The 23637-nt window shown below is 55.9% G+C and carries 26 protein-coding genes and 2 riboswitches; of the genes, 15 read left to right on the plus strand and 11 right to left on the minus strand.

The genetic code is table 11. The annotated features are described in order from the left end of the window. Nucleotides 1-36 precede the first annotated feature (36 nt). Nucleotides 37-154, minus strand: a riboswitch (SAM riboswitch). Between the two features lie 105 nt (nt 155-259). The 3 genes from AC27IT_RS17870 to AC27IT_RS17880 form a co-directional block, all read right to left on the minus strand. Next, nucleotides 260-523: a hypothetical protein gene (locus AC27IT_RS17870; RefSeq protein WP_025845724.1), complete on the minus strand. Its 264-nt coding sequence runs from the start codon at nt 521-523 to the stop codon at nt 260-262. Between the two features lie 144 nt (nt 524-667). Further along, nucleotides 668-817 (minus strand): hypothetical protein, encoded by a 150-nt coding sequence (locus AC27IT_RS17875; protein ID WP_005835534.1) that lies wholly within the window; start codon nt 815-817, stop codon nt 668-670. A gap of 65 nt (nt 818-882) precedes the next feature. Next, the gene (locus tag AC27IT_RS17880) at nt 883-1890 is read right to left on the minus strand and encodes an LCP family protein (RefSeq protein WP_005835535.1); all 1008 of its coding nucleotides are present in this window, start codon (nt 1888-1890) and stop codon (nt 883-885) included. Nucleotides 1891-2079: 189 nt separating this feature from the next. On the opposite strand from AC27IT_RS17880, the gene AC27IT_RS17885 reads away from it, so the two are divergent. Both AC27IT_RS17885 and AC27IT_RS17890 read left to right on the plus strand, forming a co-directional pair. Further along, nucleotides 2080-2253, plus strand: a complete 174-nt coding sequence (locus tag AC27IT_RS17885) for a hypothetical protein (RefSeq protein WP_157179489.1) — start codon at nt 2080-2082, stop codon at nt 2251-2253. A 12-nt stretch (nt 2254-2265) separates the two neighbouring features. After that, the gene (locus AC27IT_RS17890) at nt 2266-2670 is read left to right on the plus strand and encodes an MFS transporter (protein WP_487092019.1); all 405 of its coding nucleotides are present in this window, start codon (nt 2266-2268) and stop codon (nt 2668-2670) included. A 129-nt stretch (nt 2671-2799) separates the two neighbouring features. Here AC27IT_RS17890 and AC27IT_RS17895 read toward each other — a convergent pair whose 3' ends face one another. The 4 genes from AC27IT_RS17895 to AC27IT_RS17910 all read right to left on the minus strand — a co-directional run bounded on the left by AC27IT_RS17895 (nt 2800) and on the right by AC27IT_RS17910 (nt 6816). After that, nucleotides 2800-3672 carry an aldo/keto reductase gene (locus AC27IT_RS17895; protein WP_007776867.1) on the minus strand — a complete coding sequence of 291 codons (873 nt, stop codon included), beginning with the start codon at nt 3670-3672 and terminating at the stop codon, nt 2800-2802. Nucleotides 3673-3753: 81 nt separating this feature from the next. Further along, on the minus strand, nt 3754-4182 hold the full coding sequence (locus AC27IT_RS17900; protein ID WP_005835537.1) for a BrxA/BrxB family bacilliredoxin: 429 nt from the start codon (nt 4180-4182) through the stop codon (nt 3754-3756). Between the two features lie 88 nt (nt 4183-4270). Next, on the minus strand, nt 4271-5941 hold the full coding sequence (gene rnjA, locus AC27IT_RS17905; protein ID WP_035316672.1) for a ribonuclease J1: 1671 nt from the start codon (nt 5939-5941) through the stop codon (nt 4271-4273). Between the two features lie 98 nt (nt 5942-6039). Further along, nucleotides 6040-6816 (minus strand): hypothetical protein, encoded by a 777-nt coding sequence (locus AC27IT_RS17910; protein WP_005835539.1) that lies wholly within the window; start codon nt 6814-6816, stop codon nt 6040-6042. A 110-nt stretch (nt 6817-6926) separates the two neighbouring features. On the opposite strand from AC27IT_RS17910, the gene AC27IT_RS17915 reads away from it, so the two are divergent. After that, nucleotides 6927-7265, plus strand: coding sequence for a YqzG/YhdC family protein (locus tag AC27IT_RS17915; protein ID WP_005835540.1), 339 nt, complete (start codon nt 6927-6929; stop codon nt 7263-7265). Here AC27IT_RS17915 and AC27IT_RS17920 read toward each other — a convergent pair whose 3' ends face one another. Beyond that, nucleotides 7266-7889, minus strand: coding sequence for an SCO family protein (locus tag AC27IT_RS17920; RefSeq protein ID WP_005835541.1), 624 nt, complete (start codon nt 7887-7889; stop codon nt 7266-7268). It abuts the gene before it with no gap. 125 nt (nt 7890-8014) lie between these two features. Continuing rightward, nucleotides 8015-8326, minus strand: a complete 312-nt coding sequence (locus AC27IT_RS17925; protein ID WP_005835542.1) for a rhodanese-like domain-containing protein — start codon at nt 8324-8326, stop codon at nt 8015-8017. A gap of 494 nt (nt 8327-8820) precedes the next feature. Further along, nucleotides 8821-8929, plus strand: a riboswitch (SAM riboswitch). 89 nt (nt 8930-9018) lie between these two features. Between AC27IT_RS17925 and AC27IT_RS17930 the strand changes: the two genes are divergently transcribed. The 12 genes from AC27IT_RS17930 to AC27IT_RS17985 all read left to right on the plus strand — a co-directional run bounded on the left by AC27IT_RS17930 (nt 9019) and on the right by AC27IT_RS17985 (nt 20952). Beyond that, a complete protein-coding gene (locus AC27IT_RS17930; protein ID WP_487092011.1) occupies nt 9019-10323 on the plus strand; it encodes a homocysteine synthase in 1305 nt (434 codons plus the stop codon). A 234-nt stretch (nt 10324-10557) separates the two neighbouring features. Beyond that, a complete protein-coding gene (locus AC27IT_RS17935; protein ID WP_007776851.1) occupies nt 10558-11613 on the plus strand; it encodes an ArsR/SmtB family transcription factor in 1056 nt (351 codons plus the stop codon). Beyond that, nucleotides 11610-12839, plus strand: a complete 1230-nt coding sequence (locus AC27IT_RS17940; protein ID WP_025845734.1) for an MFS transporter — start codon at nt 11610-11612, stop codon at nt 12837-12839. The genes AC27IT_RS17935 and AC27IT_RS17940 overlap by 4 nt, the downstream gene beginning before the upstream one ends. 50 nt (nt 12840-12889) lie before the next feature. Continuing rightward, complete coding sequence (locus tag AC27IT_RS17945) at nt 12890-13828, plus strand: AAA family ATPase (RefSeq protein WP_007776845.1); 939 nt, start codon at nt 12890-12892, stop codon at nt 13826-13828. 4 nt (nt 13829-13832) lie between these two features. Beyond that, nucleotides 13833-15023, plus strand: a complete 1191-nt coding sequence (locus AC27IT_RS17950; RefSeq protein ID WP_005835549.1) for a DUF58 domain-containing protein — start codon at nt 13833-13835, stop codon at nt 15021-15023. Between the two features lie 11 nt (nt 15024-15034). Further along, entirely contained in the window at nt 15035-16366 is a 1332-nt protein-coding gene (locus AC27IT_RS17955) for a DUF4129 domain-containing protein (RefSeq protein WP_237716574.1), read from the plus strand. Between the two features lie 155 nt (nt 16367-16521). Beyond that, nucleotides 16522-17613 (plus strand): ArsR/SmtB family transcription factor, encoded by a 1092-nt coding sequence (locus AC27IT_RS17960; protein ID WP_487092012.1) that lies wholly within the window; start codon nt 16522-16524, stop codon nt 17611-17613. Between the two features lies 1 nt (nt 17614). After that, the gene (locus AC27IT_RS17965; RefSeq protein ID WP_007776835.1) at nt 17615-18424 is read left to right on the plus strand and encodes an ABC transporter permease; all 810 of its coding nucleotides are present in this window, start codon (nt 17615-17617) and stop codon (nt 18422-18424) included. A 16-nt stretch (nt 18425-18440) separates the two neighbouring features. Further along, a complete protein-coding gene (locus tag AC27IT_RS17970) occupies nt 18441-19427 on the plus strand; it encodes an ABC transporter ATP-binding protein (RefSeq protein ID WP_005835553.1) in 987 nt (328 codons plus the stop codon). Continuing rightward, complete coding sequence (locus AC27IT_RS17975) at nt 19424-20239, plus strand: ABC transporter permease (RefSeq protein WP_283858592.1); 816 nt, start codon at nt 19424-19426, stop codon at nt 20237-20239. The genes AC27IT_RS17970 and AC27IT_RS17975 overlap by 4 nt, the downstream gene beginning before the upstream one ends. 165 nt (nt 20240-20404) lie before the next feature. After that, nucleotides 20405-20710, plus strand: a complete 306-nt coding sequence (locus AC27IT_RS17980) for a hypothetical protein (protein ID WP_429776666.1) — start codon at nt 20405-20407, stop codon at nt 20708-20710. Nucleotides 20711-20823: 113 nt separating this feature from the next. Further along, nucleotides 20824-20952, plus strand: coding sequence for a putative holin-like toxin (locus AC27IT_RS17985; protein ID WP_129552144.1), 129 nt, complete (start codon nt 20824-20826; stop codon nt 20950-20952). Nucleotides 20953-21333: 381 nt separating this feature from the next. Here AC27IT_RS17985 and AC27IT_RS17990 read toward each other — a convergent pair whose 3' ends face one another. Beyond that, the gene (locus AC27IT_RS17990) at nt 21334-22107 is read right to left on the minus strand and encodes an HAD-IIB family hydrolase (RefSeq protein WP_487092013.1); all 774 of its coding nucleotides are present in this window, start codon (nt 22105-22107) and stop codon (nt 21334-21336) included. Between the two features lie 113 nt (nt 22108-22220). Next, the gene (gene pdxR, locus AC27IT_RS17995) at nt 22221-23600 is read right to left on the minus strand and encodes a MocR-like pyridoxine biosynthesis transcription factor PdxR (RefSeq protein WP_487092014.1); all 1380 of its coding nucleotides are present in this window, start codon (nt 23598-23600) and stop codon (nt 22221-22223) included. Between the last annotated feature and the right edge of the window lie 37 nt (nt 23601-23637).

Here is a 23637-nt window from a genome sequence, read left to right on the forward strand (position 1 = left end):
AGGGGCTGCAACGCATGTATACGTTCGCATCCACCCTTCTCATCTATCAAGATCCAACCAATCTTGTAGGAATTGGCACCGCGACGTCCATTTCAAAAAATGAACCGGTTGCCGGGCTTCATCGGGCCTGTCCCTCCGCCTCTCTTGATAAGAAAGATTTCCACGTATATTATGTTCGTTTTTCATATTTTCATGATACAAACCGGATTATATCCTTTTTGAAAATATCCCGTCAATAGCAATCACAGGAAAAACTTTTTTAATCCATTACTCCGTTGCGAATGATGGTGGCATTGACGTGAAAATGAAACGTCGCTTTCTCAAGGATTCTCGCCTTCAAGCGTATGCGAATATCGAACACCGGCGGCGATACTTGCTCCAGCTTGATTCGGGCGTTGCTGGAAATCGTGTCAAAAGCAAGGTGCACCATATCCTTGGGATTGCCGCGGTTCTTGTCGGTCTTCCCGAAAATTTGCGCCGGGACGGACGTGTCGTAGCTCCCAATCCGGAATTTCCCGTGCACGAGCTTGATGAGAAACGCTTCCTTGGGCGATAGCCTTCGAGCAGGCGCTGAATCGCCCCTGGGTGTGATCGACCCGATTGCTCCCGGCTCCCCCGAGCTGCCGCTCCACTTCCCCTATGCTTGCCTCAGCCAGACAAATTTCTCTCAGCTTCGGGATGAGCTCGCTGTAAACGACTTGGCATCCGCCATGCTGGTCAAAAAATACAGCCGCATGCGGCCGTCCGGCTCGTCGATATGTTCCGTTCGCAAGTCCCCTGTATGGGAAAACCATTTACGCGCAATCTCCTGGTCCATTCCCCTCACCCCCATACATAGCAAATCATGGTTAGTCTGCCCGAAAACACAAAAAAACAGCACGCTCAATTTGGCGTGCTGTTTTCGTTGCTATCGGTCGTGCTATTCGTTTGCGAAACCGCTTCTTCTGCTGGCGGTTCCAGCTTTTCCTTGATAAAAGACTGGATCTGGTCGACATCCGGAATGAGCACCGCGCCTGCCCGATGGGATTCGCGGAACATCCCCATTGGCGGCAATTGGTAGTTGCCTGGCTCCGCGGTGTTTAATTTCAGCCCAAGCGCAGACAGCCTCAGCATATCCATGGAACTGATATTCGTCTGGATATACGGCGTCACTTCTTTCAGGATGGACGGCAATTGAATCAAGGTCGTGCCGCTCTTCATCTGGCTCACCACAGCCGTCAGCAGCTTGCGCTGACGCTCTGTGCGCGTGTAGTCCGATGTGGCGTCATGGCGAAAACGAACGTATTGCAGAGCCTTGTTGCCATCCAGTTGCTGCAGTCCCTTTTTCAAATTGATGTCGTAGATGCCTTTATCGGTCGGGTCGTGATAGTACATATTTTTTTCCACATCAATCTCGACACCACCGACAGAGTCAATCAAAGCCTTGAAGCCTTCAAAGTCGGTGATGACGTAGCGGTCCACCGGAAGCCCTGTAAACTGGCTGACGGTCTTCATCGCCAGTTCCGGTCCGCCCTCCACGATCGCCGAGTTGATGCGCGAGCTGCCGTTCCCCGGAATGTCTACGTACGTGTCGCGCAAAATGGAAAATACGTCGTAGCGCTTGGAGGCCGGGTCGATACTGACGAGCATCATCGAGTCCGAACGGGGGAGCCCGTTATTTTTCATTCCCCTGCGGTCCACACCCATCAACAGGATGTTCACCCGCTCTTCGCCATCCCATTCCGGAATCTCCGCCGCTTTCGTCGCGGCACCGCCATCCGGCGGGGCTGGCCGAATGACATTCGGCTCTTGAATATTGTGAGCAAACTGATAAAAAGAGTATCCGTAATAACCTGCTGTCGCGGCAATCGCGACAAACATCAGGAGCAACACCCGTTTCCACATTCGCATAAAGAACTACTCCACCTTTTATTCTCTGTATCACATGAACTCATCTCACCACTTGTTTAGTATACTCGAATCTATAGGATGTGGAGCAGCCTTTATTTGGGTGCTTATCACTTTTTATATTTTTATGTTTGCAATGTTTAAAATATTCGTTATACTACAATCAACACAATCCCAAAGGGGTGACCGGCCGTGATTTCTCCCACTTCCTTTTTGCAGCGGTATCCGCGAGAAGCCCTGTTCTTCCTGGTTGCGAGCTTCATCAACTCTTCCGGCAGCGCTTTCATGTGGCCGCTTACCACTTTGTACGTACATACGATTTTGCAACGCTCCATGACCGAGGCAGGCTTTGTGCTGATGGTTTAATCGCTGGCAGGAATTGTGGGGCAGTTCGTCGGCGGGACGCTTTTTCACCGCCTGGGCGCCAAACGGCTGATCGTCGGGGCCTTGCTGGTTCAAGGACTCATCCAGTTGTCGATTCCGCTCACGAATAGCTGGCTTGTTTACATCGCGCTGATGACCGGGCTTGGCTTTACCTTCAACCTGTCGTTCCCGGCGATTCAGGCGTTCATCGGCTTTCGCTGGAAAGAGCAGCGCCGAGAGCTGTTCAACATCGTATATGTCGCGAACAACCTGGTAATGACCATCGGCACCTCGCTGGCCGGGGTCATTGCCACTTCCTGCGGCGAGCAGGAACGCAGCATGGAGGTGTCAATACTGCCGCCCGGATCGAGCGCCACGGCCGAACGGCCACAGCCTGCCACGCTCCAGCCTGCTTCGTGAAATCGCTCTGCCATCGACCTGCCCAATCCTCGCGTAGCTCCGGTTATCACCACCAGCTTGTTTCCAGCCACGCTCTAAAAAACAAAAAGAAAGCCCCTTCCAGAAAATCAGAAGAGACTTTCGCTTTTGTCAAAAAGACAGCTCCGGCAACTGATACCATTCGCCAGCCATCCATTCGCGCGCCTTCCAGCGCAGCACGTCCGGGCGCACCAGCGGCATGATCTGTTGAAACAGCTCCACGCGTTCGATGTCCGTCATCGGCACGAAGGCGTTGGCCGCGGCCAAGTCCGCTTCCAGCTCGTCCATTCTGCTCACGCCGAGGATCGCCGTCGAAACGGGGAGACTCCACGTATAGCGCAGCGCTTGCTCTGTCCACGGAGCCAGCTTGCCCAGCCCCATCACTTTCATGCCGATGACCGCGACGCCTTTTTCCACCGCTTGCGGAACGAAATCGTGCGCAAAGCTGTAGATGAAATGATCGAGAGCAGACAAAGCGACGAGGGCGCTGTCAAAAGGAAAGCGGCGAATCGCTTCTGCCAGCAGGCGCGGGTCTGTGTGCCCGCTGATGCTGATTTTGCGGATCAAGCCTTGCTCTCGCGCTTCCAGCATCGCTTCCAGCGCGCCTCCTTTTGCAAAAATCGCCTCCAGATCGTGCGGCTGCATGATGTTGTGCATCCGCCACTCGTCGACGTAATCGGTCTGCAGCCGCTTCAAGCTGCCCTCCAAATCTTTCAGGGCCAGGTCGCGCGTGCGTCCTCCCGTCTTCGTCGCGATCCACACGCGGTCGCGCAAGCCTGCAAGCCCCAGTCCTACCCGTGTCTCCGACTGTCCAGCGCTGTATGTAGGGGCTGTATCAAAGTAATTGACTCCTGCTTCTACGGCGCGCCGAATGATGGCGATTGCCTGCTCCTCGGTGCAATCGTGCTCGTCCACAATTCGCTGGGCGCCGAAGCCGAGCAAAGAGACTTGATGCGGATCTCGTCCAAACGATCGGGTCTGCATGCTGCGGGCAGCTCCTTTCAGGTTCATCGGGATGTGAAACAAGACGCCCGTTCGCGAGCGTCTTGTCATGGCCATGCTAGCTTATTTGTACGTGTCGTAAGCGGTAGTCAACAGGTTGGAGATCGTTTGCAGGTCGTTGTTCTCAATCTGATGACGCTCGATCATCGTCATGATTTTGCCGTCCTTCATGATCGCAAAAGACGGGGAAGATGGCGCGTAGCCTTCAAAGTACTCGCGGGCTTTCGCTGTCGCTTCCTTGTCTTGTCCTGCAAATACAGTGTAAATGTTGTCTGGCTTGGTGGAATGGTTCAAGGAATGAACCACTGCCGGACGAGCCAGCCCTGCCGCGCAGCCGCAAACCGAGTTTACGACTACCAGCGTCAGACCTTTTGCGTTTGGCAGCGTCTGCTCAACCTCTTCTGCTGTGCGCAGCTCTACAAATCCGTTGCGCGTCAGTTCGTCGCGCATCGGTTGAATTACTTGGCTCATATATGCTTCATAAGACATCATGGGGCAACCTCTCCTTTGTATCACGTATCCATTTACGTATTATTATAACCCGATCGCGTCCCCGGGAGAACGAAGAAGTGCTCCAGTCCTACACTTCCATCAAAATGGTGAGAATCATCGGATTGCGGCCCGTCTTTTCGTAAATAAACGGCTTGATGACTTCGTTGATCTGGGACTTCAACTCCGACCATTCCTTGATCTTCTTGTCCAACGCTTCCTGGAGGCGCTGGCGAACCAACAGCGTCGCTTCCTGGATGAGCGATTCCGAACCGCGCACGTACACAAAGCCGCGGCTGACAATGTCAGGTCCGGTGAGAATCTTGAAGTTTTTCATATCGAGGCTGACGACCACGACCATCAGGCCATCCTCTGCCAAATGCTTGCGGTCGCGCAGGACGATGTTGCCCACGTCGCCGATGCCGCTGCCGTCGATCAGGACGATGCCGGCGTGAACCTTGCTGAGCCATGCCTTTTCGCGGTTGCAGTTCAGCACCTCGCCGTTGTCCATGAGGAAAATGTTGCTCTCCTCAATTCCTACCTGCTGCGCCAGCTTCGCGTGCGTCTTCAACATCCGGTACTCCCCGTGAATCGGGATAAAGTACTTGGGACGAATGAAGTTGAGCATGAGCTTCAACTCCTCGCTGCTGCCGTGACCGGACGCGTGAATGTCAAACACGTGGCTGAGCACGACGTTCGCGCCCGCGCGGTACAGCTTGTCAATCGTCCTGCTGACATTGATCGTGTTGCCCGGAATCGGGGAAGCCGAGATAATGACGGTATCCTCCGGATAGATCGACACGGTCCGGTGCGATCCGGAAGCGATTCGGGTCAATGCCGCCATCGGCTCGCCTTGGCTTCCGGTGCAAATAATCAGCACCTGATTGTCGGCGTAGTTGTCAATGTGCTTGATATCAATCAGCATGCCCTCCGGCATCTGGATGTAGCCCAGTTCTTGTCCGATCAGGAACACTTTTTCCATGCTGCGGCCAATCACCGCTACTTTGCGATTGCACTGCTCGGCAGCGTCTACTACTTGCTGCAGGCGATGCACGTTGGACGCGAATGTCGCCAGGATGATCCGCCCGCGCGCTTTGCGCACCACGTCGAGAATCCCTTCGCCAACGGTGCGCTCCGACATGGTGAAGCCGTAGCGCTCGCTGTTCGTACTGTCAGAGAGCAGCGCCAAAACGTCGCCGCTCGCCCCGATTTTCGCAATCTTGCCGTACTCGGTCGTCTGTCCGACTGGCGTCATATCGAATTTGAAGTCACCTGTATGAATGACCATCCCTTCCGGCGTATGAATCACAACCCCGAACGAATCCGGAATGCTGTGATTCGTGCGGAAAAAGGACGCTTTCAGGCGGTTGAAGGGGATTTCCGTATCTTCCGAGATCGGAATCATCTTCACGTCATTTTGCATGCGATGCTCTTCCAGCTTCGCCTTGACCAAGCCCAGGGTCAGACGACCACCGTAGATCGGCACGTTAATTTGCTTGAAAATATAAGGAATCGCTCCGATGTGATCCTCATGTCCGTGCGTTAACAAAAGTGCTTTAATCTTGTGCTGGTTGTCCACCAAATAGGAAATATCGGGGATGACCAGATCAATACCGAACATTTCATTCTCGGGGAACTTCACCCCGCAGTCAATGATGATAATTTCGTCCTCATACTCGACGCAATACATATTTTTTCCGATCTCGCCGAGGCCGCCCATCGCGAAAATCTTAACGTCGCTCAAACTCTTTCCTCCTAACATCATCGTGCATGATTTTGGGAACCCGAACCAAGCATGCCATTCTTATTGTAACACAACGCGAGGCGTTCGTTTCATCCAGTCTTGACAATTCCACACATTCATCTTCGGTCAATAATAGAAAACTGATACGCAATCGCCGCTACTCTCTCATCCGTGACCGTACTGACCCGCTCCCAAAAGTTTTCTTCCATGTTTGTATCTTCTGTCCATACCGGCGCGATTTCCCCCGCAGCGAGCTTGAGCGGCAACGCCTGTTTGTCTTCGATGACGGCCCCGCTTTCGTTTTGCAGGCGAACCAAAAGCTCAATGTCCAGCGGCTGCCCCGACTGGTTCCGGACCAAAATCAGGCTGTCGTAAGGTTGGCCAGCACACCTTTTCAGACAGTCCCTTTTGCTGTAGACGAGCGTGACGTCAATCGGCTTATTGCTCGACGCCTGCACGGGCACGGCCTGCCACTTGTTTTTTACACTCTGCACAACCGAGACGTACTCCACCTTCGACATAAACGGCCCCATGCCTAAAAAAGCCCCGGCAAACAGGAGAAACAGACCAGACGACGTGGCGAGAAACAACAGATTCATTTTCCAGAACGGTTTGCGCATCACAAAGAAAAAGACGAGGTACATAATAAAAAACACGAAGACGAGGAACAGGCAAAAATAAAGAAACAGCTCCAGATCGGCTTTGGTCGGAAGCACCGGAATGCCGTACTGTACTTGCCAATACACGTTGGCAGCGAGGCAGCCTCCGTAAATCAGCAGCGCTGACACGACAGGCGGCCACCATTTTTTCCAGAAGCCGCTCCGGCGAGAGCGCAGCGCAAAAATCGCCAGGATGAGCGGAACACCAAATAAGGGAATGAGCAAGTAGTACATGAAATCCCCCGCTTTCCAAATTGTAAATATTTTCTACGAATGACATGGAAAAAAGGCTTCAAAATAGAGGGCAAGCTTGTTTTCCAATACAAAAAAGGGGGTCTTACGCCATGCAAGCCTCTGTATCTGTTCGCCTCGCGCGAAGCGTCCTGACCGCTATCGCAGCAAGCCTGCTGTTATTCTTCTTCCAGTATGCCCCTGCCTGCGCCCAGCCGCCATATGCCAAATGGGGCAGATTGGCGATGCAGGAGACGATGAAAAAATATCCGCATGCCCAGATCGTCGACTACCTGCACGTCGGGCGCACAGCAAAAACGCCCACCACGTCAGAGGAGACGTTCAAACTCTTGCTCCAGGAGGGCAATCGCAGGTGGGCGTTACTCGTGCATATTGAATTTGAAAATCAAACCGAGCATGTCGTGCAGATCACGTACGAGGAATCAGCCTGATTAGTCCGCAAGCTGCTCCATTTCCTTCAGCATCTGCTCCATGTCCATGTCGGCTGCCATGCCGTAGGCGCGGCGCATGTTTCCGTCGCCATCGACGAGGAACATGCGGGCGGTATGGGCAAAGGAACCGTCAGGCTGCTTCAATACGGCAATCCCGAAATCCTTCGTCACCTTTTCCACCGCCTGGGCATCGCCGCGCAAAAACTTCCAGCCGCTCTGATCCGCCTTGAACTTCGCCGCGTACTGCTGCAACACTTCTGGCGTGTCGAAATCCGGGTCAAAGGTGATGGAAATGAACTCGACCTTGTCGCCGAACAGCTTTTTCTCCTTGAGCTGCTCTTGCAGCTTGGACATGTTGTACGTCGTCGCCGGGCAAATGTCAGGGCAGTTGGTGAACATGAACTCGACCAGCCGCACCTTGCCTTTGCCTTCCGAAAACGTAAACGAAGTGCCGTCACTGTTGTCCAACGTAAAATCGGCAATCGGCTTCATCACGGGAATCGGCTCTTTTGCCATGTATTTGTAGCCCAACACGCCTACAATCGCGAGGATAATCACGCCTGCGAGCACCGTAAACCAATGGCGCTGCAACGCGGATCCTTGTTGCTGTGCTCCCTCACTCACGATTTTCTTCCTCCCCTGCTTCTCTCATGCGTCCGCCGCTATACCGCGTAAAAGCGCATGTTTCTTTTTGTGTGGAAAACGTCTCGGCGTTGCCAGTGCGGTCGTGACCGTATGGACCGTACGGCTTACACTTCCTTCTCGCCAGGCCAAGCCAGCATGCCGCCGACCATATTGGCAGCGTCAAAGCCAAGCTCACACAAATATTCGGTCGCTCTGTGGCTGCGCGCACCGCTGCGGCACACCATGACGACCGGGATCTCCTTGTCCAGCTCGTCGATGCGATGCGGCAAAAAGCCGAGCGGAATCAGCTTGGCTTCTTTGATATGGCCTTCGTTCCACTCCTCCACCTCACGCACGTCAATCACCTGAAGCTTTTCGTTGGCCGCGAGCTTTTCCAGCAGCTCCTGCGGGGTAATTTCCTTCACGCCATGGCTCATCGCGTATGTTCCTCCTATATGTACAATCGTTTGGTCGTTTTCTGCCACTCCCATCATATCATAGGGCCATGCCATTTTCTAACGACGCGGGCGGCGAAAGCGCGGAGATATAGGGACAAATTTGTGACAGTGTGAGGGTGGGTTTGTTTTTGGACAGGGAGATGGTTGGTCGGTACAGGCGGGTGACACATTTACAAAAATAACCATTCTATATATGAAGACTACTATACAAAACAGCATTCTCTTTTTGGTTTGGAAAAAGGCGGGTGCAAGAAACGCAGAGCACCCTTGGAGTGCGGGGCATCAGCCTGCAAACCACGTCAACAAGGCGTATCACACAGGTACTTTGGACGTCATGGGAAACAGCATGAACGGGTGAGCATGAACAAATCTCTCAACGCCTCAATCCCACCAAATCCAACCTGATAACTCATTATTGATTATTGACAGTGAAGTGTGGTTTTTCATACAATTATGACAACAACTGAAGCAACAGTTCATCAAGAGCGGTGGAGGGACAGGCCCTGTGAAACCCGGCAACCAGCAAGCGTGCCTTGCGCGGTGCTAATTCCTGCAGAATCCATAGATTCTGAGAGATGAGTGCACACCCGTGTATAGCCGGAGCCTTCTTCTCCTCAGAGGAATGCTCCGTTTTTTTATCCCTAATCCCCATATATAAAGGAGAGATAAGCATGTCTGACCAGCAACAATGGAAACCGGAAACCCTCGCTGTACATGGTGGACAAGAAGTAGATCCCGTAACAGGCTCGCGCGCCGTTCCGATCTATCAGACGACTTCCTACGTCTTCCGCGACACGGAGCACGCCGCCAACCTGTTTGGCTTAAAAGAGTTCGGCAACATTTACACCCGCATCATGAATCCGACCCAGGACGCCTTTGAAAAGCGCGTGGCACTCCTGGAAGGCGGCGTCGGTGCTCTGGCAACTTCCTCTGGTCAGGCAGCGATCACCTTTTCCATTTTGAACATCGCCCAAGCCGGGGATGAAATTGTCGCATCCAGCAGCTTGTACGGCGGTACGTACAACCTTTTTGCGCACACTTTGCCGCGTCTTGGCATCAAGGTTCACTTTGTCGATCAGTCCAATCCGGAAAACTTCCGGGCGTTCATCAATGATAAAACAAAGGCGCTCTTTTGCGAGACGATCGGCAACCCTCGCATTGACGTGGCGGACTTGCAGGCAATCGCTGACATCGCGCACGAAAACGGCGTGCCGCTGATCGTGGACAACACGTTCGCTTCGCCGATCTTGTGCCGTCCATTCGAGCATGGCGCAGACATCGTCGTCCACTCCACGACCAAGTTCATCGGCGGGCACGGCACAGCGATCGGCGGCATCATCGTCGATTCCGGCAAGTTCGACTGGAACAACGGCAAATTCCCGGGCCTGACGACACCAGACCCGAGCTATCACGGCGTCGTCTATACAGAAGCCGTCGGACCGCTCGCCTACATCATCAAGGCGCGTGTCCAGTTGCAGCGCGATATCGGCGCAGCCGTGGCCCCGATCAACTCCTTCCTGTTCCTGCAAGGCTTGGAGACGCTGCACCTGCGCATGGAACGCCACAGCCAGAACGCCCTGGCTGTAGCCCAATTCCTCGCCGCGCATCCAGCGGTCGAGTGGGTCAGCTACCCTGGCCTTGAAGGCGACGCCCACTACGCGCTGGCACAAAAATATTTGCCAAAAGGCGCTGGCGCCATCCTCACCTTTGGCATTCGCGGCGGCGTGAAGGCAGGCAAAACACTGATTGAATCCGTGAAGCTGTTCTCGCACCTGGCCAACGTGGGCGATTCCAAGTCGCTCGTCATCCATCCGGCCAGCACGACGCACCAGCAGATGAATGAGGAAGAACAGGCGGCTGCCGGGGTCACGCCAGGGCTGATCCGACTGTCGGTGGGCACAGAGGCGATCGACGACATCATCGGCGATCTGGAGCAGGCATTGCAACGCGCCGTTCAACCTTCTACTGTCAACTAAGTTTGCTTTTGTCTCGTAAAAAGTGGCACGCAACTCTCGCGGGAGAGGCGTGCCGCTTTTCTTTTTTCGGGTGCTGTCTTCTGCTTGCTGCTTTCAGGCGCTCGCCCCTCTTCCTGCCACACTCAACGATTCTGGTTCGAAATCCATCTAACCAGTCATACGAAAAATATTGAATTTACAATTCAAAACATTTAGAATGAGACGTACTACAAATACTGGAAGGATGATCCCCTCTTGAAAGTATGGAACATCGGGAGCGAACGCACGACCTACGAGGTGCAATTCGCCTTTTCGCCGCTTTTTGAAGCAGCGCTGGGCATCGCCGTTGCCACTTACGAGCAGATTCATCACACGCTGGAGCAGCCGCCCGCCCACTGGCGCGAGCTAATCGAGGCGCTGCCTCCTGCTGTCCAGCGCGAGGTCGCTTACGCCAAGGCGCACAACACATGGAAGACGCTTTTGCATCTGCTTCACCAGTACCGCCAGCAGCCTTTTGCCGAGCTGGAGGCGTTTCTTGGCTACGTCAGGCAGTTGCCAGAAGAAGAGCTGCGCTATCAGGCACTGCCTTTTTTGGGCGAAGCGCGGCAAGCTTCCCGGCGAAAAGCCGCGCAAGGAAGCAGCGCCGATCGCGAACTGTTGCAGGCGGCCTGTCGCAGCCATCTCTTTTTCGAACGGTACATCGCCCATATTACTTCGGTGGACGCGGAGGAATTGCGCCAGCACCTGCTCGTGCTGATGGAAGGCTGGTATCAAGCGCACATCGAGCCGCAGGAGGAGCGCATCTGCCGCATGCTCGAACGGGAGATTGCCCAAAAGCGCGGCATGCAAGAAAAGCTCGACCCGGAAGCGCTGGTGGAATGGGCGACCGGAGCAAGCTATCCGCCTGAGCCGACTGTCACCCGCGTCCTGCTGATTCCGCAGGCGGTCTATCGCCCCTGGACGGTGCAGGCCGATGACGCAGGCTGCAAAATTTTTTACTACCCGGTTGCCGATGAAAACTTGCGCGAGCAAATCGACCCGTACCAGCCGCCGCAGACGCTGGTCCAATCCTTCAAGGCGCTCGGAGACGAGCAGCGGCTCCGCATGGCCAAAATGCTCGCAAAACAGGAGCTGACGCTGCAAGAACTGACAGAAGCGCTCCAGATGGCCAAATCGACGGTGCATCATCACTTGTCGATGCTGCGCTCCGCCCGGCTGGTCGAGACGAGCGGAACCCGCTATCGCCTGCGCAGCCAAGCGCTCTCGCAACTCCCGCTGCTACTCGGGCAGTTTCTCGACACGGACAAATGATGACAGCAGCCACGAGCACATCCGCCCTCTGGAAAGACCGCTCCTACCGCTACATCCTGCTCGGCCAGCTCACCTCCGAGCTGGGCGCCTCGCTCGGCACGCTCGCCAATAGCTGGATCATCTACCAGGTGACCGGCTCGCAGGCAGCCGTCGGGCAGATGTGGCTGCTCTACTTTGTACCATCGCTCGTCGTGCAGCTTGTGGCCGGACCGTATCTCGACCGCTATGACAAAAAACGCGTCATGCTGTTTTCGCAATGGATGCGCAGCATCGCGTTCGGCTGTTCCTTCGCCGCGATTGCGACCACGCCCGGCTCCTTGTGGCCGCTCTACTTGACCGCGCTCGTGAACGGCCTCGTCCAGCCGCTGTACGTCCCGGCAAGCCAGTCATTGCTTCCTGCTCTCGTCCCAAAAGAACAGTTGCTACAAGCAAACGCCTATCTGGACAGCGCGCTGCGCATCGCCATGATCGCAGGTCCGCCGCTGGGCGGGATTCTCGTCGCCAGCATCGGTGGCGATCAGGTGCTGGCATTGGTCGCCGTCGGCTATGCGCTCAGTGGAGCTTTTCTTCTCCCGTGCAAAAACGCTCCCGCCCTCCCTGCCCGGGTGGCCGAATCGTGGTTTTCCATGTTCAAAGCCGGCCTCGCGATTTTTGGGGAAAAGCCGCTGCTTCTCTATCTGAGCCTGTATTCGGCTCTCGTGCAGTTTGCGGTAGGGGTCACGCTCGTGCTCAACCTTCCGTTTGTGGCGGGAGAGCTGCACGGAACAGCCTTTCACGTCGGGTTGTTTTTGGCCAGCTATCCGTTCGGCTACTTGTTTGGGACGTTTCTCGTGCCGCGGCTGCGCAATGGACGGGAACAGCCGCTCATCATGCTAGGCTCTCTGGTCGCAGGCGGGGCGAGCTTCGTCACTCTAGGGTTTACCCATATGATCGAACTGGCGATTTTGATAGAAGTGCTGGCGGGTGTCGCCGCGCCGTTTTTCCAGTTGCACAGCACCCGTCTCTATCAGCTCCACGTCCCGCCCGCCATGATGGGGCGCGTCTTCTCCGTGCGCCTGCTGATCGTCCGCACGACCATGCCCGCAGGCATCTGGCTGGGCGGAACACTCAGCGACAGCGTCGGCATTCGGCCCCTCTACGTCGCCATCGGCGCGTTAATTGTCGTCGCTGCCGTCGGCGGGATTACTTTGCAAAAATTTGTAAAATATAGGATATTCCATGTATAATGAAATCCAGCAACTGCCTCTCCATCCTATCTACTTAAAGGAGAATTTCCATGACTCATCCCGCTCTGGATAGCCTTTTGACTTCCGTAAATCGCGTAATCGTAGGAAAAGAAGAGCAGGTTCGCCTGCTGGTGACCGCTCTGTTGGCGCGCGGGCACGTGCTGCTGGAAGACTTGCCTGGCATGGGCAAGACCGTGCTTGCCAAAACGTTGGCGCAGGCCATCGGCGGGACGTACAACCGCCTGCAGTTCACCGCTGATCTGCTGCCTTCCGATGTAGTCGGACTGCACGTGTTCAACCAGCGGACGAGCGAATTTGAACTGCGCAAAGGACCTGTTTTCGCGGACGTTTTGCTCGCGGATGAAATCAACCGCGCAACGCCCCGCACCCAATCCGGTCTGCTCGAATGCATGGAAGAACGCCAGGTCACCATCGAAGGCGTCACGCTGCCGCTGCCCTCAACGATGCTGGTGATCGCCACCCAAAACCCAATTGAATCGGAGGGGACCTATCCCCTGCCCGAAGCCCAGTTGGACCGCTTCCTGTTCCGCCTGTCACTCGGCTACGGCACGCGCGAGGACGCCAAGGAAATACTCCGCAGATTCCGCAGCACCTCTCCTCTGGAGACGGTGCAGCCAGTGATCTCGGTGGAACAAATCGCCGCCCTGCAAAAAGAAGTGACGGCCGTCCATGTCAGTCAGGCGGTAGAAGATTACGTCATCGACCTGACGGAATCGACGCGCAGCCACCGCTCCGTCGATGTCGGCATCAGTCCGCGCGCCATGCTCGCCCTCTTGCGCGCAGCCCAGGCTTACGCTTTTGTCTCGGGCCGCGCCTATGTATTGCCGGACGACGTGAAGGCTGTTTTCCCGAGCCTCGCCGTCCATCGCATCCGCCTGTCCATGGAAGCGGAGCTGCATGTAACCGAGCAGGAAGTGGTAGCGCAGATCATGTCGAGCGTGCCAGCCCCCGTCGAGGAAAGCGTGTAGCCGGATGGATACGAAGCAAACTTTTCATGTGATCGGCTTTGTGCTTCTGCTTTTCGCGCTGTTTTCCGGCAGTTGGTTTCTTTGGCTGCTCGGCGGGTTTTTCTTTTTCATGCCTGCCGCCCAAAAGTGGTGGGCCGAGTCGCTCCCCAAATGGATCAAGCTGGAGTGGACAAGCGATCAAACCCGCGTCATGCCTGGTACGCCTGTGACGATTACCGTGCGCCTGTACAATCGCTCCTGGCTGCCGTTGCCCTCGACATGGCTGCGCTTTTCCTTGCCTGAGCACGTCACGGCCGACGGCGGGGACGAAGTGAAAACGAGCAACCAGCGGACGATTGTGCGACTGCGCTTCGACTTGCCCATGCGCCAGAGCGCAGCCCGAACCTTGACGCTTACTCCCCACAAGCGCGGCACCGTCTGGCTGACGGAGATTCAATCGGAGACATTGCCGCTGTTCGCCGGGGAAGTCACTTCCTTGCCGTTGTCGCTATCGTTTTCCCTGCTCGTCTACCCGTTGCCGCTGCCGCTGCCTCCGCTGTCACTGGAAGAGACGCAGCCGGACGGAGGCAGGCTCTCGCGCCAACGGCAACAGGAGGATGTCACTTTTTTGCGGGGAGCGCGGCCGTATATGCCCGGGGATCGGTTCAAGCATATTCATTGGAAAGCGACTGCCAAGACGGGCACGCTCGAGACAAGGCTGTTCGAGCACACCGCCCATCCAAACTGGCGGATCGTCGGCCATATTTTGCCGTCCTATGAACCGTTGCAGCAGCGGCATAACGATGTCGTCAATGAACGGATTATATCCAGCCTTGCTGCGCTGTCCATGCTGTGCCGGAAAAAGTCGATTGGCTACGAGCTGCTTCTCACCGTCAAGCAGCGCGGCCGCGAGCATTTTCACATGCCTGCCGGCAGCGGCAAGACGCACCATCTGCACGTCATGACCCAACTCGCGCAAATGCACCATTATGTGACGACGCCGCTAGCCAGCCTGCTCCGCCGTCTGGAGGAAAGTCCGGCCAAGGAAGCGATCATCCTCGTGACGGCGCGGCCGGAGGAATTGCCCCAGACGACTTTGGAGCGATTGGTGCGGCGCGGACACAACATTGCCGTGCTCGACGTATCCGGGGAACAGGCTACGGTCAGGCGATATGAACAGGCGCGTCTGGAAAAAAGGAGCGTGATGGCGCGATGAGCTTTTCCCTCGTGAGCCGATGGACGCTTACTTTTTGGCTGGAGGCGCTGCTCGTTGGCGGTTCGCTGATGATGCTTGGCTGGATGACGGCAGACTTTGGCGCGCTGCTGTTCTTTTGCCTCGCTGGCTGTCTGCTCCTGATCGCGGGAAGCTGGCTGTATCACCACGGCGGCCGCCATACCGTGCTGCATCTCTTGCTCTATCCGTTTGTGCTTGGCGTCGGGGTGCTCAGCTTTGTTCTGTTCGGCTCGTGGCTGATCGCCCTCGCTCTGGCAGGCGTCTTTTTTTGGCGGATTCAGGGAGCGGCTGCAAACGGGATCAACCATGTCAGTCTGCTGCGGCGGTTCGTTCTGGCCTTTATGGTTTGCCTGATCCAGTTGGTTGTCGCGGCTCTGTACGGAACTGCCGTTGATTCGGAGACGTTTTCGCCTGCCCCTTACTTCGGCATGCTCGCCCTCGTGACCGCAAGCTACGTGCTGATCGCGGTCGGGGCTTACCTGCTGCGGGAGGAAGCCCTTCCCATCCGCCTGCCTGCCCGCCTCCGCCTGATGCTCGCAGGCCAGGTGCTGGGGACGCGCCTGCTTGTGACAGTTGGCTATGTGGCGGCTGCCTCTGCCCTGCTCGGTTTGTTGAGCCTGCTCTGGTCGTGGGTGAAAGGACCGCTTGGCACCGGGCTTTACATGCTGATCGAGCCTGCCTTGCAGATGCTGGCGGAGTGGATTTCCGGGCTGTCGCAAGTATTGGACAAAGACCAGCGCGTTCATAATGTGCTGAACAACGAAGGGCAAGGCGGCAATCCTCCCCTGGACCCTGTCAGCCAGGGCGAACCGCTCTTTTCCTTGCTGGAGCCTTATCTGATCTCGCTTGTCGTCGTCGTAGCGCTGTTTCTGTTGGGCAGGTACATGTGGAAACGGCGCAATCGCAACTGGCAGGAGGAAAAAGCAATCACGGCTGCCCCGGCGATTGATCTGGCCCCGCTGCCCCCCGCTGCTGAAGGCGAAGCGGCGGAATGGGATGTCTCCAAATGGTTCAAAAAACCGCTTGGCCCCGCAGACGACGCGACCCGCTACGCCTACTTCCAGTTTTTGCAGACGATGGGCAAGCAAGGTGTCACGATCCACCCGCATGAAACGACGCAGGAGTTTTTGCAGCGGCTGCAAAAGCATCCTGCGCTGACGGCGGCACAACTGGAGCTGGCAGGCAAAATCACCGACTTTTACGAGCAGTATCGTTACCAGGAACATCCCTTGTCGCAGCAAGAACTTGCGGACATGCAGCAAGCTGTCCAGGCGCTGGTGGCCTATGAGCAGACCAGCAGTCCGAGTGAACCAAAAGAAGTGTAACGGGCACGATCATGAAGCAACCACGCGCTCCCGGCGTCTGTGGTTGCTTTTTTTCGCTTGACAACCGTTTCTTCCTCTTGCATAATTTTTTCACTTTTGCCCACTCGTAAATTCAATTCACCAAACGGTTAATCAAAAAGAAAGGAGGCTTCGCAATGCAAGACCTGGCTGCCTGGCTGCAAAAGCATTTGTCGATTGCGTACGTACCGGGTCACGAGTTTTTTCTCAGCCTGCACGTGCTCGCCAACCCTGACCACCACACGAGCCGTCTTGGCTGGGCGCAGGAGTCTCTCTCCGCGCTTCCCGCATCGCTTGTGAAAAAGCTGCACCAGTTCAGCAACATGTCCAACCAGTTTCTCGATGCAATGGACTTCCTGGTGCCGTGGGAGGAGCGATACGAGCATTCCGTCGAGGCCAGCCTGGAGCAGTTGCAGGCAATGGATGCGGCACAGTTTGCCCAGTTGATGCTGGGGCCTGTCTATCACCCCCGGCAACTGCAACAGTGGATGCAAGGGCACACGGACGATCTGTTTGAGCAGCTCAAGCCGGAGCATCGGGAGTTACTGCGGCATCCCTTGTCCACAAAACGCCGTTTTCTTGAGTTTTGCCACGCCTACCTCCCTTTTTTCCGGGCAGAGGAACGGCGCATCGAACCTTGGCTGGTACGCGCGGTCCACGAGGGACAGGAGCGGATTGCCGCGGATCCGGTCGGCTTTTTGGCGCAGGTGCATCCTCGGCTGAAGGTGCATAAGAACTTTTTGCAGTTTCACAAAGCGCAGACGTACACCTTTGCCTACTCCGAACTGGCGGGCATCCACCTGCGCGCCTCTACCTTCGTCTCGCCCCACCTGCTGCTCGGCATTTGCGGGGAGCATATTTCCGTCGGCTTTGCGGTCGACGTTCCGGGCATCTCTACAGCCTCAACCATTCCCGCGGACTTCACGCTGAAAATGAAGGTGTTCAGCGATCCGACGCGGACGGCCATTCTCAAGTCGCTGCTCGATCACCCTTACTGCACGCAGCAGTTGGCAGACTTGCACGGCATCAGCGAGCCAGCCGTCAACAAGCATTTGAAGCTGCTGGTAGAGGCGGGCTTCGTCTGGAGCGAGCGGCGCGGTCGGTACGTGTTTTACCGCGGCATCACTTCCCGGCTGGAACAACTGGCTGTCGATCTTCACGAGTTCATCGACATGCCTGCCCCTGGCCTTGCACTCTCGCCGCCAAAACCATCTGAACGGAGGAACTGACGTGTTTCGAGTTGCCAAAGCAACCTTTGTCCGCAATACGCTGGTGATGATGCGCGCCTACCCGTGGTCGTTCGTCATCGGCCACATCCTGTCTGGCGTGTACACCGTGCTGTTCGCCTACTTTGCCTATCATTACGTATTTGCCGGGCAGTTGGACGGCCGTTTCTTGCATTTGACGGGGACAGACGATTATTTGTCCTACGCCATTTTGGGCGGCGCCTTCTACGCTTTTGCCGTCTCCACGCTGATGAATGTCAGCCGCTCGCTCATTACCGAGCTGCGGGAAGGAACACTGGAGGCGGTATTGCTCACCCCGTCCCTGCGCAGAGGATACTTTTTGGGCAACGTTGCCCAACAGCTCATGCGCACAGTGTTTGAATTTTCCGTCATCGTCATCGTCGGCGCCTTGTTCGGGCTTACGCTTGTCCACGCCCACATCGGGAGCGCTATCGTTGTCTGGCTTTTGTCTACCGGGGCGTTTTTCTGTCAGGCGCTCGTCTTGGGCAGCCTGATGCTGCGCTTTCGCGATACGTACATCACGCAAAACACGCTGTTTGTCATCATGGCGTTTGTATCCGGCGTCACGTTTCCCATCCCGTACTTGCCGGAATGGCTGCAGCCGCTGGGCGCGATCATGCCGCTTGCCCCTGCGCTGGACGCTTTTCGCCAATGCGTGATCCAGGGCAAGCCGCTGATCGCCGTTTCCCCACAGCTTTTCCACATGGCGGCTCTGTCGCTCGTCTACCTCGCGATCGGCGTGTGGGGCATGCGGCGGATGGAAAAGCGCGTCGTCGAATCAATCTTTGGATAACAGGAGGTTTTTTCTCATGCTGATTGTGGAAAATGTGCGGAAAGTATATCGGGTGAAGGAGAAAAAAGGCTGGCTCCGGCAGCAATGGAAACAGGTCGAGGCGGTCTCCGACGTTTCGTTTCGGATGGTGCCCGGCAAAATCATCGGGCTGTTGGGCATCAACGGCGCGGGAAAGACGACGACGATCAAAATGTGCTCCACGCTGCTCACCCCGACCAGCGGCACGATTACGGTTGACGGATATGACGCGGTAAAAGACGATCGGTTCGTGAAGGCCAAGGTCAACATGATTGCGGGCGGCGAACGGATGCTGTACTGGCGGTTGACCGGGCGGGAAAACTTGCAGTATTTCGGCAGCTTGTACGGACTGCACGGCCAGGCGCTGCGCAGCCGGATTGACGCCTTGCTTTTGCAGGTCGGACTGCTGGACGCGGCCGATACGCCTGTCGAGCGCTACTCCAAAGGGATGAAGCAACGGCTGCAAATCGCCCGCGGACTCATCAACGACCCGCGCTACCTGTTCCTGGATGAGCCGACGCTGGGGCTGGACGCGCCCATCGCCAGACAGCTTCGCAAGCATGTCAAGGAACTGGCTGTAGAGCACGGAAAAGCGATTCTTTTGACCAGCCACTACATCCACGAGGTCGAGGAACTGTGTGACGAGGTGTACATCATCGACAAAGGAAAGCTCGTCGCCCACGACACGCCCGAGCAGTTGACTCGCTCGCTCCACCTGGAGACGGCTTTGCACGTCGTGATCCCCGCCCTCTCCGACTCGCTGGACACCGATCTGCAAAAGCTCGCCCTGCGCCACGGCGGCACGCGGGAAATCGCGGAGACGGACGAACAGACATGGGAAGTGACCTTGCGCGGCAAAACCGATATGACGACTCCGCTGCTCTCGCTTTTGGCCGCCCACCAATCGCCTGTCCTGCGCCTGCACACCGAGCAGCCGTCGCTGGAGGACGTCATCCTGCATATGGCGGAAAGGAGAGGCGCATGAAACAGCTCGCTTCCTTGCTGTGGGCGGAAATGGTGAAGGAGCACCGCCATTCTTTTCACAGCAAAATGGTGTACTTCAGCCTGCTCATCTGGCCAGCCATCATGTTTGTGACCGCGTATTATTCTTTTGCCCCTTTTCGCCTGGGGGCTGACTCGCCGCTTGCCCGCTTTCTCTCGCCGGAACAACTGCCCCTGTTTTTGCTGACCGGGTATCTCGGCTACATTTTTTTCTGGTGCCTGGTGCAGTCTGCCTGGCAAATGAGCTTTGAGCGGCAGGCGGGGACGATGGAGATGATTTTTATCAGCCCGGTCAATCGTCTGGCCTTTCTATACGGGCGCTCGCTGTCTTCGCTCGTCGAGGGGGTCTGGCTGTTCTTTTGCTTCACGCTGCTTGCGCTTTTGTTCGTCGGCGGCGTTCACCTGAGCGGATGGTGGGCAGTGCCGCTCGCCTTTGTCGTCCTGCTCGGCTCGGCGATCGTCTGGGGTGGATTTTTGAGCGTCCTGTTTCTGTTTTCCCGCGATTCCAGCTTTTTGTACACCGTGCTGGATGAGCCGATGCTGATTTTCTCCGGCGTCCGCCTCCCGCCCATGGCTTATCCGCTCTGGGCCAAGGCGATTTCCTTTTGCTTTCCGTTGACCTACGCTCTCCAGCTCGTGCGCGGTTTGCTGATGGAAGGGGCTTCGCTCGCGTCCTTGCTGCCCGAATTGGCGCTTTTGGTCGGTGTCTTGCTTGTGCTGGTGATGGCGACGGTCCTGCTGTTGAAAAAAGCGGAAAGGCATATGAAAGAGACGGGGAATATGGTGATGTATTGAGGTTTTTCTGGAAAATCGAGGATGGGTAGCCTATATTGGGGACATGAAGGTACAAGCTGGTATGACGACAATCGCTGGTTCTGAGTAACGAACGTCAGTCGGCCCGCTCCAATGAAGGGTGGGCTGGCTAGTACCATGCGGAAAGGGAAAGGCAGGTGGTCATGCATGAAAAAGTATGTAGTCATGTGCTGTTTGTCAGTCGTATATACTTTTTTTGGAGAAATGCTCGTATTTTTGCTAGCCGATCCCCGTGCCCTTGGCGATACTACTATTTATCACTTTTTGAAAAATGGTTATTACATCATGGGGTTTGTTATTGTCGTGTGGACTGTGAAAGTGATATATAGGAAAGGTTTTCATAGAAATAAAAAGGAGCTTGTACTCGATTATGCGATATATGCTGTGATGGTTATGTTGGCGTACACTTGCACAAATATTGTAATTGATACGTATTTTGCGCATTTGGTCTGATAATACTTAGGGCCAGTCTGGATCGCTCTTTGCCGCTGGCGGATTTCTTCTTTCAGCCGTTCAAAGCTGAGTTAGATGGTCGGCTCATCTCCCGCGTCGGAAACGGAAGGAGCGTGGGAGCGTGGCAAGTACTTCCTGAAACGCTTTCGCTCATGCTCCAGTTTGGCGGTTTTCTTGTCGGACTGTTGAGCCTTGTCGTAGCAATCGTCGTTGCCTTGACCAAACGAAATGACCGCCCTTAAAGCTTTGACAGGCTAAGGCGGTCATTTCGTCCGTTGTACAGTTAAGCTGAGCCGATCCCCTGAAAGGGGCCGTCTTGTACTGCCGACATAGTGTTCCCGCACCGTGTCGGTTTCTATTTAGTGTTCCCGTTGCATCAGTCGAAATACTGATAACTTTTCTATTTCCATCCTAGCACCCTTCCCGCTTCACTGACAACGGGCTTTGAGGAAAATTCGGGTTAATGAACGCACCCGTACAAAGTGGCGCTTTGCCGTCGGTTGTTTTTCAAACAGCCAGCCCACCTCCTGGTCGAGAAACTGGTGCTGCCCATAAGCCCTTCTTCCCCAAAAATCGCCTGCTCCCTCAGAGCCAGACGGCTTTCCCGCTCCCCCTCCTGCTACTCAAGACGTGCGAACGGACCTGTACGCCACGCCTAATTCCTGGATTTTGGCAACAATCGCATGCTCCACCTGGTCTTCCACGGGAATTTGTTCGGTCGCAAGCGGAACAAGCGGAGCGTATTCGCCGAGCAAAACGGAATGATGCGCCCGTTCGAACAGCGGCAGATCGTTCATGTCGTTTCCAAAGCAGATAAACTTCTCTTCAGGCGCCGCCTGCTGCAAAGCGGCGAACTTGTTCACCCCTTTGCAGGTGAGATCGAGAATGCCCTCGGCAGAGTGGTAATGAAGCGTGACGTCCAACTCTCTCAGCCTCGCGGACAGCTCGCCCATTCCTTCCGCCGATACAATCAAGATTTTCAGGACCGCATCGAGCTGGTCAAAGGCAATGCGGCTGGCTAATTGCCCACTGTCGATATGACGCAGGATCGGCTGGTCGCCCGTGCAGTTGTGCGCGTAGTCCCACTTGTCATCAATCAAAAACTGCGCCCGGTGATCGGTCAGGATGCTGATGATCTCTGCCGCCAGCGGAGCAGGAATGGGGGTGTAGGCTTGCAACCGTCCGTGCTGATAGGTCATGGCTCCGTTTGCCCCGATGAGCAGATGCCGGGCAAAGCGCTCATCCAAAACAGGCAGCATATCCCGGCACGGCCTCGCCGACGCAAAGCCCACGGTGTGGCCCTCTTGCTCCAGCCAGAGCAGGCTGTCCAGTATGTGGGCAGAGATCGGCTGACCTTTGAAGCAGATTGTCCCGTCCAGATCGAATATAAATCTCATCTCGTGTTTGTCCCCTTTGCTTTGTCGCTTTCTTGTCCATCATAGAGGGTCAAGGGCCACTGCTTGAAGGGACAGATTGAACAAGGTGAGCGGGACAGAAAAAAAGGGTACAGTCACCCGAACCAGGCAGAAGCGAGCAGGCGAATGCCTTCCTCGATCTCCTGCTCGCTCAAGGCCCCGTACCCAAGCAATACCGTCGCATACTGCCGCGTGTCATGCACCCAGTACCTTGCTGTTCCGTACACCTTCACGCCGCACCGCGCAGCACGCTCCATCCACTCCGCTTCGCTGCCCTTTTTCTGCACGGTCAAAAAAGCGTGCAGTCCCGTGTCCTTCCCTTCCACTTCCACGCGCTCGCCCATCCAGCGGGAGACGGCCTGAAGAAATGCCTTGCGCTTGTCAGCGTAGCTTTTGCGCATGGCCTGCACGTGCCTGTGCCAATAGCCGTCCGACAAATACGCAGCCAAAGTCAACTGATCGAGCCTGGAAACGGGTTGATCGTATTCCGGCACCCGCTGGTGAAAACGCGCCAACAGCTCATACGGCAGGACGAGATAGCTGACGTTGCAGACAGGCAGCAGCGCTTTGGACAGGCGTCCGATGTAGACCACCTTTTGCGGAGACAGGCTCTGGATCGCGGGGAGAAAGCTTTCCTCGTACTTGAACTCCCACTCGTAGTCATCCTCCACGATATACGCCCGGGACTGCACCCATTCGCTCAGCGCATGCCGTTTTTCGAGCGGCATGACCAGCTTGTGGATGAACTGCTGCGACGGACTCACGTACATGACGGCTGCCCCGCTATCGACCAGCTCCTGCATAGAAACGCCGTCCGCCCCAAGGGATATGCCCCGCACCTGATAGCCGCCGTTTGCAAACGTGTTGCGCGCCCCGTCATAGCCGGGGTTTTCCACGCCGATGACCTGCTTTTCCCTGTCCAGCAACTGAACGAGAACCGACACAAGCTGCTGTGGAGTCGCGCCGACGATGATCTGCTCCGGCGCAGCCGCGACTTTGCGCGTCTCGTGCAGCAGCTTCACCAGCTCTTGGCGCAGGGCAAACTCGCCCTGTGGCTGCCCCTCGACCATATAGCGCTGCTGGTGGTCAGCGATTACGCGGTTGCGAAGTTTGTTCCACTGCTGAAACGAAAAACGCCCCAATTCGATATCGCCGTAGCGAAAATCTATGCGAATGTCCGCCGCTTGCGCTTCCCCCGGACTTGCGGCTGGCGTGATCGAAGGACGCTCTGCCTGATACACGACCTGATAGCCTTTTTTCGGGATGCTCCTGGCGTAGCCTTCCGAGACTAGCAACTGGTATGCGACTTCCACCGTATTTTTGCTGACGCCAAGCGATTGCGCACAACTGCGGATCGAAGGCAGAAATTCCTCGTCCTGCAAATGGCCGTGCCTGATTTCGTCTTTTAGATAATGATAAATTTGCGTAAAAAGCGGTTCCTTTTCACGAAACCGGATGGCAGACAGCTCTCGCAAACCGTCTCCCCCTTTCCAGCCGTCCTTTTTTCCTTAG

This window comes from Brevibacillus sp. YAE8 (assembly GCF_057543335.1).

What these genes read in the sequence shown, in the direction of transcription:
- AC27IT_RS17975 (WP_283858592.1), top strand. Translation starts at nt 19,424, where the DNA reads ATGAAACAGCTCGCTTCCTTGCTGTGGGCGGAAATGGTGAAGGAGCAC.
- AC27IT_RS17895 (WP_007776867.1), bottom strand. Translation starts at nt 3,672, where the DNA reads ATGCAGACCCGATCGTTTGGACGAGATCCGCATCAAGTCTCTTTGCTC.
- AC27IT_RS17990 (WP_487092013.1), bottom strand. Translation starts at nt 22,107, where the DNA reads ATGAGATTTATATTCGATCTGGACGGGACAATCTGCTTCAAAGGTCAG.
- AC27IT_RS17970 (WP_005835553.1), top strand. Translation starts at nt 18,441, where the DNA reads ATGCTGATTGTGGAAAATGTGCGGAAAGTATATCGGGTGAAGGAGAAA.
- AC27IT_RS17980 (WP_429776666.1), top strand. Translation starts at nt 20,405, where the DNA reads ATGAAAAAGTATGTAGTCATGTGCTGTTTGTCAGTCGTATATACTTTT.
- AC27IT_RS17960 (WP_487092012.1), top strand. Translation starts at nt 16,522, where the DNA reads ATGCAAGACCTGGCTGCCTGGCTGCAAAAGCATTTGTCGATTGCGTAC.
- AC27IT_RS17930 (WP_487092011.1), top strand. Translation starts at nt 9,019, where the DNA reads ATGTCTGACCAGCAACAATGGAAACCGGAAACCCTCGCTGTACATGGT.
- AC27IT_RS17950 (WP_005835549.1), top strand. Translation starts at nt 13,833, where the DNA reads ATGGATACGAAGCAAACTTTTCATGTGATCGGCTTTGTGCTTCTGCTT.
- AC27IT_RS17910 (WP_005835539.1), bottom strand. Translation starts at nt 6,816, where the DNA reads ATGTACTACTTGCTCATTCCCTTATTTGGTGTTCCGCTCATCCTGGCG.
- AC27IT_RS17875 (WP_005835534.1), bottom strand. Translation starts at nt 817, where the DNA reads ATGGACCAGGAGATTGCGCGTAAATGGTTTTCCCATACAGGGGACTTG.
- AC27IT_RS17900 (WP_005835537.1), bottom strand. Translation starts at nt 4,182, where the DNA reads ATGATGTCTTATGAAGCATATATGAGCCAAGTAATTCAACCGATGCGC.
- AC27IT_RS17925 (WP_005835542.1), bottom strand. Translation starts at nt 8,326, where the DNA reads ATGAGCCATGGCGTGAAGGAAATTACCCCGCAGGAGCTGCTGGAAAAG.
- AC27IT_RS17880 (WP_005835535.1), bottom strand. Translation starts at nt 1,890, where the DNA reads ATGCGAATGTGGAAACGGGTGTTGCTCCTGATGTTTGTCGCGATTGCC.
- rnjA (WP_035316672.1), bottom strand. Translation starts at nt 5,941, where the DNA reads ATGTTAGGAGGAAAGAGTTTGAGCGACGTTAAGATTTTCGCGATGGGC.
- AC27IT_RS17915 (WP_005835540.1), top strand. Translation starts at nt 6,927, where the DNA reads ATGCAAGCCTCTGTATCTGTTCGCCTCGCGCGAAGCGTCCTGACCGCT.
- AC27IT_RS17945 (WP_007776845.1), top strand. Translation starts at nt 12,890, where the DNA reads ATGACTCATCCCGCTCTGGATAGCCTTTTGACTTCCGTAAATCGCGTA.
- AC27IT_RS17940 (WP_025845734.1), top strand. Translation starts at nt 11,610, where the DNA reads ATGATGACAGCAGCCACGAGCACATCCGCCCTCTGGAAAGACCGCTCC.